Origin of the sequence: Burkholderia sp. AU45274 (genome assembly GCF_030482505.1) — a bacterium.
Lineage (GTDB): Bacteria > Pseudomonadota > Gammaproteobacteria > Burkholderiales > Burkholderiaceae > Burkholderia.
The window spans coordinates 1,181,338-1,194,705 of sequence record NZ_JAUJQE010000001.1 but is presented as its reverse complement, the minus strand read 5'-3'; the positions used below and the strand labels follow the sequence as shown (position 1 = coordinate 1,194,705).

Annotated in this window: 12 protein-coding genes; 8 read left to right on the top strand and 4 right to left on the bottom strand. The window is 69.1% G+C overall.

Going from position 1 to position 13,368, the window contains the following annotated elements; genetic code table 11:
- Nucleotides 1-42 precede the first annotated feature (42 nt).
- Both QZM35_RS05340 and QZM35_RS05335 read right to left on the bottom strand, forming a co-directional pair.
- Complete coding sequence (locus QZM35_RS05340; protein ID WP_089427602.1) at nucleotides 43-792, bottom strand: SDR family oxidoreductase; 750 nt, start codon at nucleotides 790-792, stop codon at nucleotides 43-45.
- Between the two features lie 162 nt (nucleotides 793-954).
- Nucleotides 955-1,872, bottom strand: coding sequence for a LysR family transcriptional regulator (locus QZM35_RS05335; protein WP_089427603.1), 918 nt, complete (start codon nucleotides 1,870-1,872; stop codon nucleotides 955-957).
- A gap of 316 nt (nucleotides 1,873-2,188) precedes the next feature.
- On the opposite strand from QZM35_RS05335, the gene QZM35_RS05330 reads away from it, so the two are divergent.
- The 8 genes from QZM35_RS05330 to QZM35_RS05295 all read left to right on the top strand — a co-directional run bounded on the left by QZM35_RS05330 (nucleotide 2,189) and on the right by QZM35_RS05295 (nucleotide 10,183).
- Nucleotides 2,189-3,673 carry a PLP-dependent aminotransferase family protein gene (locus QZM35_RS05330; RefSeq protein WP_089427604.1) on the top strand — a complete coding sequence of 495 codons (1,485 nt, stop codon included), beginning with the start codon at nucleotides 2,189-2,191 and terminating at the stop codon, nucleotides 3,671-3,673.
- Between the two features lie 93 nt (nucleotides 3,674-3,766).
- Nucleotides 3,767-4,204 carry a carboxymuconolactone decarboxylase family protein gene (locus QZM35_RS05325; RefSeq protein ID WP_089427605.1) on the top strand — a complete coding sequence of 146 codons (438 nt, stop codon included), beginning with the start codon at nucleotides 3,767-3,769 and terminating at the stop codon, nucleotides 4,202-4,204.
- Between the two features lie 10 nt (nucleotides 4,205-4,214).
- A complete protein-coding gene (locus tag QZM35_RS05320; protein WP_089427606.1) occupies nucleotides 4,215-4,637 on the top strand; it encodes a cupin domain-containing protein in 423 nt (140 codons plus the stop codon).
- Between the two features lie 253 nt (nucleotides 4,638-4,890).
- Nucleotides 4,891-5,598 (top strand): TetR/AcrR family transcriptional regulator, encoded by a 708-nt coding sequence (locus QZM35_RS05315; protein WP_089427607.1) that lies wholly within the window; start codon nucleotides 4,891-4,893, stop codon nucleotides 5,596-5,598.
- The gene (locus tag QZM35_RS05310) at nucleotides 5,595-6,569 is read left to right on the top strand and encodes an HlyD family secretion protein (protein ID WP_089427608.1); all 975 of its coding nucleotides are present in this window, start codon (nucleotides 5,595-5,597) and stop codon (nucleotides 6,567-6,569) included. The genes QZM35_RS05315 and QZM35_RS05310 overlap by 4 nt, the downstream gene beginning before the upstream one ends.
- Nucleotides 6,566-7,525 carry an ABC transporter ATP-binding protein gene (locus QZM35_RS05305; protein ID WP_089427609.1) on the top strand — a complete coding sequence of 320 codons (960 nt, stop codon included), beginning with the start codon at nucleotides 6,566-6,568 and terminating at the stop codon, nucleotides 7,523-7,525. Before QZM35_RS05310 ends, QZM35_RS05305 begins: the two co-directional genes overlap by 4 nt.
- A complete protein-coding gene (locus QZM35_RS05300) occupies nucleotides 7,522-8,676 on the top strand; it encodes an ABC transporter permease (protein ID WP_089427610.1) in 1,155 nt (384 codons plus the stop codon). The genes QZM35_RS05305 and QZM35_RS05300 overlap by 4 nt, the downstream gene beginning before the upstream one ends.
- A 10-nt stretch (nucleotides 8,677-8,686) precedes the next feature.
- Nucleotides 8,687-10,183 (top strand): efflux transporter outer membrane subunit, encoded by a 1,497-nt coding sequence (locus QZM35_RS05295; protein WP_301775533.1) that lies wholly within the window; start codon nucleotides 8,687-8,689, stop codon nucleotides 10,181-10,183.
- 224 nt (nucleotides 10,184-10,407) lie between these two features.
- Here QZM35_RS05295 and QZM35_RS05290 read toward each other — a convergent pair whose 3' ends face one another.
- Both QZM35_RS05290 and QZM35_RS05285 read right to left on the bottom strand, forming a co-directional pair.
- A complete protein-coding gene (locus QZM35_RS05290) occupies nucleotides 10,408-11,622 on the bottom strand; it encodes a porin (RefSeq protein ID WP_089427612.1) in 1,215 nt (404 codons plus the stop codon).
- Between the two features lie 490 nt (nucleotides 11,623-12,112).
- Nucleotides 12,113-13,177 (bottom strand): phytoene/squalene synthase family protein, encoded by a 1,065-nt coding sequence (locus QZM35_RS05285; RefSeq protein WP_089427613.1) that lies wholly within the window; start codon nucleotides 13,175-13,177, stop codon nucleotides 12,113-12,115.
- Nucleotides 13,178-13,368 lie beyond the last annotated feature (191 nt).

Sequence of the window (13,368 nt, the reverse complement as noted above, 5' to 3'; positions counted from 1 at the left end):
CATCACGCCGGCCGGTTGCAGCCCCCGCCTGAGCCCCACCGATCAGAGCAAGCCCATCCCGCCCGACGCGATGATCTCGGCGCCGACGATGAACGCGGATTCCGGCGCGCTGAGGTGCAGCACCGTCGACGCGATCTCGTCCGGCGTGCCGAACCGGCCGACCGGGACGAGGCCCTTGATCTTCTCTGCCGTTTCGTCGAGCGTGGCCGCGTCAAATCCGAGCTTGCCGTAGAGCGGCGTCTGCACGGGCCCGGGGCTCACGACGTTCACGCGCACGCCGTGCGGCAGCAACTCCGCCGACAGCGTCTTCGCGAACGAATTGACGGCCGCCTTGCTCGCCGCATACACCGACGAGCCGGGCATCCCGATGTGCGCGTTGATCGAGCCGTTGATCACGATCGACGCGCCGCGGTTCAGCAGCGGCACCAGCGACTGGATCTGGAAATACGCGCCCTTCACGTTGGTGTTGAACACGAGATCCCACATGGCCTCGTCGCTGTCGGCGAACGGCGCGAGCTTCGCGACGCCCGCGTTGATGAACACGGCGTCGAGCCGCGCCCCCGCCGACGCGATCGCATCGGCCAGCGCGCGGGCCGACGCGACGCTGCCGGCCTCGTTGCGGATCGCGAGCGCGCCTTCACCGAGCGTTTGCCGCGCGGCCTCGAGCGTCTGCGCATCGCGCCCGGTGATGATGACGCGCGCGCCTTCTGCCGCGAATGCCTTGGCGGCTGCCAGGCCGATACCGCTGTTGCCACCCGTGACGAGGACCGTCTTTCCTTCGAAGCGTTGCATGATGTTCTCCTGTGAACCGGTGAGTTGACCGTGAACACAGGATGCGCGCCGCGCCCGGTCATGCCGTACGACGGGCGTGACGAACATGTTCGAAAATATCGAACATGTTTGGGCGGATGGGATACGAACGCTCTGTTCCGTGCCGTGCTGTTCCGCGCCGCGTCAGCCGGCCACGTCGATGCCGTCGAGCAGGCGCTGCGCGAGCCGCGGTTCGCGCAATTGCTCGAGCCACCATTGCAGCGCGCGGCCGTCCCGGTCGCCGTGCCATGCGACATACAGCAGGTTCGGTTCGCGCGGATCGGCCGTCTGTTTTTCCACGAGTTCGCCGCGCGCGAGCAGCGACGCCACGCGCCGGCGCGGCACCCAGCCGACGCCGAGCCCGTCGCGCTGCGCGAGGATCTTCGCGCGCATCGACGGCACCGCCAGCACGGCCTGCCCGCCGAGCAGGCCATACGCGCGGCCGGCCGCGCGCCGCGACGAATCGGCGACGACGACGGCCCGGTGCGCGCCGATCGCGTCCCGCGTCAGCGCGCCGCTCACGGTGGCCAGCGGATGGCGCGGCGATACCGCGAACACCCACTCCATCGCGCCCAGCTCGAACCACTTGAAACCGGGAATCGCCGGCGGCTCGTTGGTCGCGCCGATCACCAGGTCCGCGCGCCCGTCGCGCAGCGCTTCCCACGTCCCGCCGAGCACTTCGTGCGTGAAACGCAGCGACACGCCCGAGTCGAGCGCATCGAACGCGCGGACGACCGGCAGCAGCGTGTCGAACTCCAGCACTTCGTCGCTGACGATCCACAGCCGGTCTTCCCAGCCGCTCGCGACCTGCCGCACGCGCTGCGTCAGCCGCGCGACGTCCAGCGCCAGCCGCGCCGCTTCGTCGGTCAGCAACTGGCCGGCCGGCGTGAGCTGCAGCCGGTAGCCGCGGCGGTCGAACAGCAGCGCGTCGAAGCGCGTTTCGAGCTGGCGCGCCGCGTGCGACACCGTCGACGGCGCCTTGCCGAGCCGCGCGGCCGCGCGCGACAGGCTGCCGGTGGCGCGGATCGCGTCGAGCAGCGCAAGTTCGTCTTCGGACAGCATGGGCACGCTCCGGTGTGGGGTTGTCGTGGATCTGTCGTGGATCGTAAGGCAGCGGCGGGCCGAGGTCCAATCGCGCGACCGGGCTGCGTCGTCTGACGATGCCCGCCCCCTGACGAATGCCGCCGGGCCAGCGTTGCACGATGCACGGGTTCGTCGGCCGCCCGCGTCGCCCTGCCGGGATGCCTTGCACCGTGCGGCCGGTTCGAGCATCGAGCGAAACCCGCGAAGCCGTCACGCCGCGCAGAACCGCCCATTCTTTCGTCGCCTCCGGTATGCTGATCGGCACAAAATTCCAGAAATCGAGGTAACCACTGCGATGGACATCGCGATCCGCATCGAAGGCCGTCACGACCTGACGGGGCAGATCTTCCGGCAACTGCGCACCGCGATCGTCGACGGGCGGCTCGCCGGCGGCGCGCGGCTGCCGTCGACGCGCGACCTCGCGAAACAGCTCGGCGTATCGCGCAAGACGACGCTCGACGCGTTCGAGCGTCTCGTCGCCGAGGGCTACCTGAATACGCGCGCGGGTGACGGCACGTTCGTCGCCGACGGCCTCGCGCGCGTGCCGCACGCCGCGGCCATGTCGGCACCCTCCCTCGTCGAATACACGCCGCGCATCGACGCGGTCGACGCGCGTGCGCTGTGGGACGACCTGCCCGACGCGCTCGCGATGCCCACGCCGCAGGACACACCGGGCTTCGACTTCCGCGGCGGCGTGACCGACAAGGCGCTGTTCCCGTTCGACGCGTGGCGGCGCTGCCTGCATCACGCGCTGCGCCAGCAGATGCGCGGCTCCGCCGGGTACCACGACCCGGCCGGCGATCCGCAGTTGCGCGGCGCGATCGCGCGCTACGTCGCGTTCAGCCGCGCGGTCGCGTGCGGCTGGGACGACGTGCTCGTCACGCAAGGCGCGCAACAGGCGCTCGACCTGATCGCCCGCGTCGTCGTGCGGCCGGGCGATGTGGTGGCGGTCGAGGATCCCGGCTATCCGCCCGCCCGCGCCGCGTTCGCGTCGCTCGGCGCGACGGTGATCGGCGTGCCGGTCGACGCGCAGGGGCTGGTGACGGAACGGCTGCCCGACGACGCGCGCCTCGTCTACGTGACGCCGTCGCATCAGTTCCCGCTCGGGATGCCGATGACGCTGGACCGGCGCGTCGCGCTGCTCGAGTGGGCGCAGCGCCGCCGCGCGGTGATCATCGAGGACGACTACGACGGCGAGTTCCGCTTCGAGGGCCGGCCGGTGGAATCGCTGAAGAGCCTCGACCGCACGGGCCTCGTCGCGTATGTCGGCACGTTTTCGAAGACGATCTTTCCGGAGCTGCGGATCGGCTACGCGATTCCGCCGCGTGCGCTGCGCGGCGCGCTGACCAAGGCGAAGCAGATCGTCGACTGGCACACCTGCACGCTGACGCAGGCGGCGCTCGCGCGCTTCATGCTCGAAGGCGATTTCGCGCGGCACCTGAAGCGCGTGCAGAAGCACTACGACGCGCGCCGCAAGATGCTGATCGCGCATCTGCGCGGCGAACTCGCGCCGTGGTTCGACGCGATCGTGCCGACCGCCGGCATCCACCTGGCGGCCTACCTGAAGCCGGGGCTCGACGAAGCGGCGCTGGTCCGCGCGGCCCGCGCGCAGGACATCGGCCTGTACGGCATCTCGGCGTTCCACGTCGGCGTGCCGGTCCGCGCGGGGCTGCTGTTCGGCTATGGCGGGATCGACACGCCGCGCATCGACACGGCGCTCGCGACGCTGGCCGGCCTGCTGGGTTCGGACGCCATTGGCGGCTCGGCACTGGTTACCTGAATTTACCGGAAATTGGCCATTCAAGCAGGCCAGCATACGTCCTAAAGTAGGTCCTGTCGCGCCACCGTGCGCTCCCACCGAAAAGGACCTGCCATGCAACCGCGCCTGAACTTCTACGCCGCCAGCCCGAATGCGATCAAGGTGATGCGCAACGCCGAGGAATTCCTCGCGAAGAGCTCGATCGAAAAGCCGCTCGCCGAACTCGTCCGCCTGCGTGCCTCGCAGATCAACGGCTGCGCGTTCTGCGTCGACATGCACACGACCGACGCGCGCAACGGCGGCGAAACCGACCGCCGCCTGGCCACCGTCGTCACGTGGCGCGAGACGCCGTTCTTCACCGAGCGCGAACGCGCGGCGCTGGAATGGACCGAGGCGCTGACGCTGGTCGCCAGCAACCACGTGCCCGACGCCGTCTGGGAAGCCGTGAAGCCGCACTTCACCGACGAGGAGCTGTTCGACCTGTCGATGCTGATCGCGACGATCAACTCGTGGAACCGCTTCGCGATCGCGTTCCGCAAGATGCCCGAGTAAGGAGACGACGATGAGGGATGCCACGCTCCGTCGCGCCGCCCTGTGCGCCTCGCTCGCGGCCGGCGTCGCGCTGCTGCCGGCCGCTGCCCGGGCGCACGACACCGGCGACAACGTGCACACGATCCTGCAGCAGGCCGTGCCCGAAGCGCCCGGCAAGCTCGCGGTCGTCGCGACCGTCGACTACGCGCCCGGCCAGGCGTCCGAAGCCCATCGGCACCTCGGCTCGGTGTTCGCGGTCGTGTCGAAAGGCGAAGTGCTGTCGCAGGTGAACGGCGGCCCGCTGCACCGCTACCGCGCCGGCGAAGGCTGGTACGAGGCGCCCGGCTCGCGCCACCCGGTGTCGCGCAACGCGAGCGCGACCGAGCCCGCTCAGCTCGTCGTATTCGGGTTGACCGGCGAACACGTGCCGCTGACGTCGCCGATCGATCAGTAACCGCTCACCGGGGGCGTGCGATCGTCCAGGCGCGCGCCCCGCTTCGCGACCGGTTTTCCATACCGTGGGGCCGCCACGCCTCCCGTTTCTCCATTAGCTGCTCCCTACACTCCGCCACCGGCTTGCCGTACCGCGCCGCGTCACGTCGCCTCCTCGCTCGCCCGCGTCCCCCTTCGACGCTCGCCTGATCGCGATCATCTCGGGCGGAAACCCTTCCTTGAAATTAACTAACTCATCAATTAGCGTCGATTTCATGAACGCGAAATCCACCGTCGCCAGGCCGCGCGGGCGCCGCCCGTCGGTCGACGATTTCGACCTGCGCGACCACATGCTCGACGTCGCGATGCAGCTGTTCGCCGAACGCGGGATCGCCGCGACGACCGTCGCGCAGATCGCCGCCGCCGCCGGCGTCACGTCGGCGATGGTTCACTACTACTTCACGAATCGCGAGCAGTTGCTCGACGCGATCGTCGAGGAACGGCTCGCGCAGGTCATCGCGTTCGTGTGGCGACCGACCGAGCCGCAGATCGAAAACGATCCGTTCGCGCTCGTCGCCGAACTCGTCGACCGCTTCTTCGACGTCACGCACCGCATGCCATGGCTGCCGTCGATCTGGCTGCGCGAGATCGTCCATGAGGGCGGGCTACTGCGCGAACGGATGGTCCGGCGCATTCCGCTCGAACATGTCGGGCGCTTCGCCGAACGCATCCACGGCGCGCAGCAGGCCGGCACGCTGAACCCGGCGCTCGAACCGGCGTTCCTGTTCCATTCGATCATCGCACTGGTGATGCTGCCGCTCGCGACCGCAAAGCTGTGGCAAAGCGCGCGCGGCGGCCTGCCGCCGATCGACCGCGACGTGCTGCACCGGCACGTCCGCGCGCTGCTCGGGTCGGGCATGCAGCCGCCGGCCGCCGCGCCGCGCGCACGGGCCCGCTCGCCCTCGCCGCGGAGGCCGTCATGAACGCGCCCCGCGCGCGGTCGCTCGCGCTGGCCGCCGCCGTCGCCGCCGTCGCGCTGCTCGCCGGTTGCGAACGCCGGGAGAACAACGGCACGACCTACCAGGGCTACGTCGAAGGCGAATTCGTGTACCTGTCGTCGTCGCAATCGGGCACGCTGACGCAGTTGTCGGTCGCGCGCGGCCAGACCCTCGCCGCCGGCACGCCGGCCTTCTCGCTCGAAGCCGTCAGCGAAACGGCCGCGCTGCTGCAGGCGCAGCACCAGCTCGCGGCCGCCCGCGCGCAGCTCGCCGACCTGCAGACGGGCAAGCGCCCGCCGGAAATCGCGGTCACGCAGGCGCAGCTCGCGCAGTCCACCGCGCAGGCCGCGCGGGCCGCCGCGCAACTCGCGCGCGACGAAAGCCAGTACGCCGCCGGCGGCCTGTCGAAACAGCAGCTCGACGATTCGCGCACGTCCGCGCAAACGACCGCCGCGCAAATGCGCGAACTGCGGAAACAGGTCGACGTCGCGCGCCTGCCGGGCCGCGCGCAGCAGGTCGCCGCGCAGGCCGCGCAGGTCGACGCCGCGCAGGCGGCGGTCGCCGAGGCGCAATGGAAGCTCGACCAGAAGCGCGTCGCCGCGCCCGCCGCCGGACGCGTGTACGACACGCTGTACCGCGTCGGCGAATGGGTGCAGGCCGGCAATCCGGTCGTGCAGATGCTGCCGCCGCAAAACCTGAAGGTGCGCTTCTTCGTGCCGGAGGCCGCGATCGCCTCGCTCGCGCCGGGGCGCACGGTCGCGATTCACTGCGACGGCTGTGCGGCGGACGTGCCCGCACGCATCACCTACGTGTCGAACGAGGCCGAATACACGCCGCCCGTGATCTACAGCAACGAAAGCCGGACCAAGCTCGTGTTCATGATCGAGGCGCGCCCGGCCGTCGGCGACGCGCCGAAGCTCCATCCGGGCCAGCCCGTCGCCGTGAGGGTGCCATGAGCGCGCCGCCCGCACCGTACGCGATCGACGTCGATCGCCTGAACAAGCATTTCGGCGACAAGCACGTCGTGAAGGACGTGTCGCTGCGCGTCGCGCGCGGCGAGATCTTCGGCTTTCTCGGGCCGAACGGCAGCGGCAAGACCACGTCGATCCGGATGATGTGCGGGCTGCTCACGCCCGACTCGGGCAGCGGCACCTGCCTCGGCTACGACATCGTGCGCGACAGCGCGCAGATCAAGCGGCGCGTCGGCTACATGACGCAGCGCTTCTCGTACTGGGAGGACCTGTCGATTCGCGAGAACCTCGACTTCGTCGCGCGCGTGTACGGGATGCCCGACCGCAAGGCGGCCGTCGCGCGCGCCCTCGACGGGCTCGGCCTCGCGAGCCGCGCGGACCAGCTCACGGGCGCGCTGTCGGGCGGCTGGAAGCAGCGCCTCGCGCTGGCCGCCTGCATGCTGCACGAGCCGGCGCTATTGCTGCTCGATGAACCGACGGCCGGCGTCGATCCGGCCGCACGCCGCGACTTCTGGGAAGAACTGCACCGGCTGGCCGCGCAAGGGATCTCGGTGCTCGTCAGCACGCACTACATGGACGAGGCCGAGCGCTGCCACAAGCTGGCGTACATCGCATACGGCGAGCTGCTCGCGCAGGGGACGTCGGCGGAGATCGTCGCGTCGCAGGGGCTCGTGACCCGCGCGATCACCGGTGCGCATCTGAGCGAACTGTCCGCGCGGCTGCGCACGATGCCGGGCGTCGACCAGACGGTCGTGTTCGGCTCGGCGCTGCACGTGAGCGGCCGCGATCAGGCGCGGCTCGACGCGACGCTCGCGCAGGTCGCGGCGCAAGCCGACGGGTCTGCCGCGCTGCAGGTCGCACCGATCGACACCGCGCTCGAGGACGTCTTCATCTACATGATGGGCCGCGCATCCGGGCCGCCCGGCGGAGCGTCGTCATGAACGCGTGGGCGCGCCTGCGCGACGCGTTTTCGGTCGCCCGCTGGTGGAGCATCGTGCTGAAGGAATTCCTGCAGCTGCGGCGCGACCGCGTGACGTTCGCGATGATCGTCGGCGTGCCGATCATCCAGCTCACGCTGTTCGGCTTCGCGATCAACACCGATCCGAAGCACCTGCCCACCGCGGTGATCGTCGCGGATGCGAGCCCGTTCGCGCGCAGCTTCATCGCCGCGATGCGCAATTCTGCGTACTTCGACATCGTCGAGACGCTGCCCGACGAGGCGGCCGGCCGGCATGCGCTCGCCCGCGGCGACGTGCAGTTCGTGCTGAGCGTGCCGGCCGATTTCTCGCGGCGGCTGCTGCGCGGCGAGCGTCCGTCGCTACTCGTCGAGGCGGACGCGACCGATCCCGTCGCGACCGCGTCGGCGATCGGCGCGCTGCCGGGCCTCGTGCAGCCCGTCGCCGACAAGGACCTGACGGGCCCGCTCGCACACCTGAACGGCCGCCCGGCCGCGTTCGACGTCGTGCTGCACCGGCTGTACAACCCCGAGGGCATCACGCAGTACAACGTCGTGCCGGGGCTGATGGGCGTGATCCTGACGATGACGATGGTAATGATGACGGGCCTCGCGATCACGCGCGAACGCGAGCGCGGCACGATGGAGAACCTGCTCGCGACGCCCGTGCGGCCGCTCGAGGTGATGACGGGCAAGATCATCCCGTACGTGCTGATCGGGCTGATCCAGGTGTCGATCATCGTCGCCGCAGCGCGCTTCGTGTTCGACGTGCCGTTCGTCGGCGGCGTGTTCGCGATCTACCTGTCCGCGCTGCTGTTCATCGCGGCGAACCTGACGGTCGGCATCACGCTGTCGTCGCTCGCGCAGAACCAGTTGCAGGCGATGCAGCTCGCGGTGTTCTACTTCCTGCCGAACATCCTGCTGTCGGGCTTCATGTTCCCGTTCGCCGGGATGCCGAAGTGGGCGCAGTTCATCGGCAACCTGCTGCCGCTCACCTACTTCAACCGCCTCGTGCGCGGCATCCTGCTGAAAGGCAACGGCTGGAGCGACCTGTGGCCGTCGGTGTGGCCGGTCGCGCTGTTCACCGTCGTCGTGATGGGCGTCGCGCTGCGCTTCTACCGACGTACGCTCGACTAGGCGCCGCACGATGAAACCGGCTTCGCGTCGCTCCTTCCACGTCGACCCTGCTGCTCGCGGCTGTGCGCTGGCTGCCGCGCTGCTCGTCGCGGGATGCGCGGTCGGGCCGGATTTCCACGCGCCGGATGCGCCGGCCACGCAACACTACACGCGCGGCGAGCCGCCCGCGACGACGGTCGCCACCGCCGGCCCGACTGGCGACGCGCAGATGTTCGCATCGGCCGCGCATACGCCGCGGCACTGGTGGACGCAGTTCGGCTCCGAACCGCTGAACCGGCTCGTCGATACCGCGTGGCACAATAGCCCGACGCTTGCCGAGGCCCGCGCACGACTCGACGAAGCGCGGCAGAACCATGCGGCCGAAGCCGGCGCGACGATGTTGCCGAAAGTCGATGCGAGCCTGTCGGCCACGCGCGAGCAGGTCAATACAACCGCGTTCGGCCTGCCCGCCAACGTGCCCAGCCCGGGGCCGTTCACGCTGTATGACGCGTCGGTGAGCGTGTCGTATGTACTCGACGTGTTCGGCGGCAACCGGCGCGCGCTCGAAGCGTTGCGCGCACAGGTCGACTACCAGTCGTACACGCTCGACGCGGCGCGCCTGACGCTCGCGGGAAATATCGTCGCGACCACGATCCTGCGCGCGTCGCTCGCGCAACAGGTCGCGCTCACGCGGCAACTGATCGATGCGCAGGCGCGGCAGTTGCCCATCGTCGAAATGCGTTTCGCGGCGGGCGGCGTTTCGCAGGCCGACGTGCATGCGCAACGCGCACTGCTCGCGCAGACGCGGGCGTCGCTGCCAGCGCTCGAGGCCCGCCTCGCGCAGGCCGGCCACCGGCTCGCGATCCTGCTCGGCGTGCCGCCGTCTGATGCCGTGTTGCCCGACCTCTCCCTCGATGCGCTCGCGCTGCCGCGCACGCTGCCCATCGCGCTGCCATCGACGCTCGCGCGCGAACGCCCCGACATCCGCGCGGCCGAAGCCATGCTGCACCAGGCGAGCGCGAACGTCGGCGTGGCCACCGCGAACCTGTATCCGCGCTTGTCGATTTCGGCGGGAATCGGCTCGGAGCGCACGCGCATCGCGGATCTCTTGAGCGGGCTCAACGTGTGGAATGTCGGCCTCGGGCTGACGCAACCGCTCTTTCATGGCGGTGAACTGCGCGCGAAGAAACGTGCGGCCGAAGCGGCGTATGAAGCGGCCTTCGCAAGTTATCGGGAAACCGTGCTCGAGGCGCTGCAGCAGGTGGCCGACGCAATGCGCGCGGTCGAGCACGACGCGGTGACATTGCAGGCGAGAGACATCGCCGCGCAGGAAGCGGCGGCCAGCAACCGGATTGCCGGCGACCGTTACGCGGCGGGCGGGATCAGCACGTTCGACCTGCTCGACGCGCAGCGGCAGGCGCTGCAGACGGCGCTCGACCGTACCCGCGCGCAGGCCGACCGGCTCGCCGATACGGCGGCGCTGTTTCAGGCGCTGGCGGGAAGCTGGACGGATGACGCGGCGGAGTGATCGGATGGACGACATTGGCACGGGCAGGACGCCGCCGTGTGCACGCCGGGCACCGCATGAGCGGTGCGCTTGTCTGGCGCGGCTTTCGTCGCCGTCCTCATCCCGTCGATGCCGGCCGGCGACGGCACCGGAATACACTTAATACGTACCGCAAACAAAAAACCGGCCCGAAGGCCGGTTCTTCAACCGCATACCGTAAGCGGCGCTCACGCGCCGCGCGGCATTTAGAAGCGGTGGATCAGGCCGACGCCGAGGCCGATCTGGTTCTGCTTCGAACCTGCGCCCACGCCGTCGCCGATGGACGTCGTTGCAGCGATGATGCCGCTCTTGCCGAGCGTGTTGCCGCTGGCGTGCTGGTAAGCCTCAACTGCGTACAGGCCCGTGCGCTTCGACAGGCTGTAGTACTGCGACAGCGTGACCTGGTGGTACTTGGCCGAGCTGGTGATGCCGTTCGACTGCGTTGCCGCCGTGTACGAGTAGCCCGCTGCGAAGTCCCACTGAGCGGCTGCCTTCCAGTGCAGCACGGCGCCAGCCGTGTTGAAGATGGCGGTGTTGCGGAACGCCGAACCCGTGCCCGGCGTGTACTGGACGTTCGAGTACGATGCCGAAATGTCCCATGCCGGCGTGAACTGGTAGCCCGCCGTCACGGCGATACGCTGTTGCGATTGCGCCGTGGCATAGCCGTTGTTGATCGACGAGACAGCCGGCTGGTTGCCGTCGCCCGTTGCCGTCAGGCCGTTCTGGACCGTCGAGTTCGCGCCCCACACGCCGCCGCCGAGCGTCGCGTTGTTGACCTTTTGGTAGCCGACCGCGATGCCTGCCGGGCCGTTCAGGTACTGGATCGCCGCGCTCCACGTCGAGCCGCGGTTCGTCGCGCCTGCGACGCCGCCGAACGAGTACGAACCGCCGACCGTGAAGCCGTAGAACTTCGGCGACATGTAGACGAGCGAGTTGTTCGCACGGTAGCTCGTATCCAGCGAGTCGATATCGCCCGGGTGCGCGCCGTAGTAGCCGGTCAGCCAGGTCGTCGGGCTGTACGGCGACAGCAGCGTGTAGTACGCGGTGTACTGGCGGCCGGCCGTCAGCGTACCGTACGTGCTGTTGGTCAGGCCAACCCACGCCTGACGCGTGAAGATGCCGTTGGTCCACTGCGACGAGCCGTTAGCCGTGTTGACGCCGGCTTCCAACTGGAAAATCGCCTTCGTGCCGCCGCCGAGATCTTCGCTGCCCTTCAGGCCGAAGCGGCTGCCTGCCCACACGCCGGTGGACATTTGCACCTTCGAGTGACCACCCGTGGTCGCGCCGACGGCCGACGAGTTGTTCTGCCAAGCCAGACCGTTGTCGACGATACCGTACAGGGTCACGCTGCTCTGGGCGTGGGCGGCGGTAGCGGCTGCGAGACCGACTGCCGTCATGGCGAAAGCGACGCGCTTTTTCATTGATTCTCCGTCCTCAAAGAATGATTTCTTTTCTGGTGTGGTTTTATGACTGACACATGTGCGAGTACATGCCGACGGGATTCTGACGGATTACCGATTATTTCCCAACACGCGCAGTCGGTCATCGTATGATCGACGCAACGCAGGGGTTCACCAAGCGGTTACATAACACCTGAAAACGCTTACGCGGCGGGCTTTTCCGGCATTTCCCGGTGAAAACCCTAGCTTTACATTTTTACGGGTGCAACACGACCGTCGGATGTCGTCAGATGCCTTCGGCAACATACGTCTTACCAATGCGCGACCGTGGCTGACACCACGATTCACGCCGCCGCGAAGGATCGCTGACGTTCATGACACCCACGTTTCGCGACACGAAATAATGAAAACGTTTTTAGCCGAGGCGTGAAGCGGCGGACGGTGATGGCCCGGCGAACGCGGGCCGAGGGGCGATGCCGGCACCTGTCGCGCCGGCATCGTTCACTGCGAATCAGCGCGTGGCCGGCTGCGCGAGATGCGCGCTCACGGCATCGGCGAGCGCGGTCAGGCGCGCGCGAATCGCGGCGTTCGAGCCGACCAGCGCGAGCGACGACGCCATGATCCGGTAGACGCGCTTTCTCGGCACCTTGGCCGGCTTTGCCGGATCGAGCCACGCATCGTTGCCGGCCAGCAACTCGAGTGTTTCGAGGCCGATCATGATCGGCCACAGGCACGCGAGCCGCAGCCGCACGAAGCGGCGCGGGATCGCGAGCGTGTACAGGCACGCGTCGCGATACTGGTCGAGCGTCACGCGCAGCAGGTCGACGAGCACGCCGCGCGCGCGCGCCGACGCGTCGGGCGCCATCAGGTCGGCAACGCCGAGCCCGTGCGCACCCAGCACGTCGTCGGGCAGGTAACACCGGCCGATGCGCAGGTCCTTCCCGCAGTCGCGCAGGATGTTGGTCATCTGCAGCGCCTTGCCGAAACGGATGCCCTTCTCGCACATGTCCGGCAGGTTCCAGCGGCGCGCGGCCGGCGTGTGCATGCCCGTCATGTCGGTCCAGAACTCGCCCACGCAGCCGGCCACGAGATACGTGTAGCGGTCGAGTTCGCCGCGCGTCGGCAGCGACACGACGCGCCCCGACTGCTCGTCGGGGAACGTGCGCAGGTCGAATACCATCCCCGCCGTCAGCGTCGCGACGACCTTGCGGATCGAGGCGCGGTCGGCGTCCGGCTGCGTGCGCAGCAGCGCGAGCATCGGCTCGATCGAGCCGAGCAGCACGTGCTCGTGCGAATCGGTCTGCATCCGCGTCACGTCCTCGAGCGCCCGCGACAGCGCGACGCCGTCGCCGAGCCGCTCGACCTCGTCGCGCAGGTCGGTCAGCAACGCGGCCCGGCGATCGGGTGCGACGAGCGCCGTATCGGCAATCGTGTCGGCCGCGCGCGCAAGCAGGTACGCGAGGCCGACCGGGTCGCGCATGCCGTCGGGCAGCACGCGCAGCGTCAGGTAGAAGGAGCGGGAAACGTTCTTCAGCAGGTCGCCGAGCAGGAAAGCGGAATCGGTTCGAGTCGTCATGGGTCGGGAAAAATCGGCCGGCGCGGGCCCCGGACGCACACGGGCGCCGGGCGCCCGCGCCGGCCCGCGAGTCGCCGCATCGTCGCGCCAGGCGGGCGTCGGCCCCGGCGCGTCGATGCAAAATTCCCGCAAGTTTAGTGCATCCGGCGCGCAGCCTGCCCGAGACGGCCGGAATGCGCGTCACGCTAGGT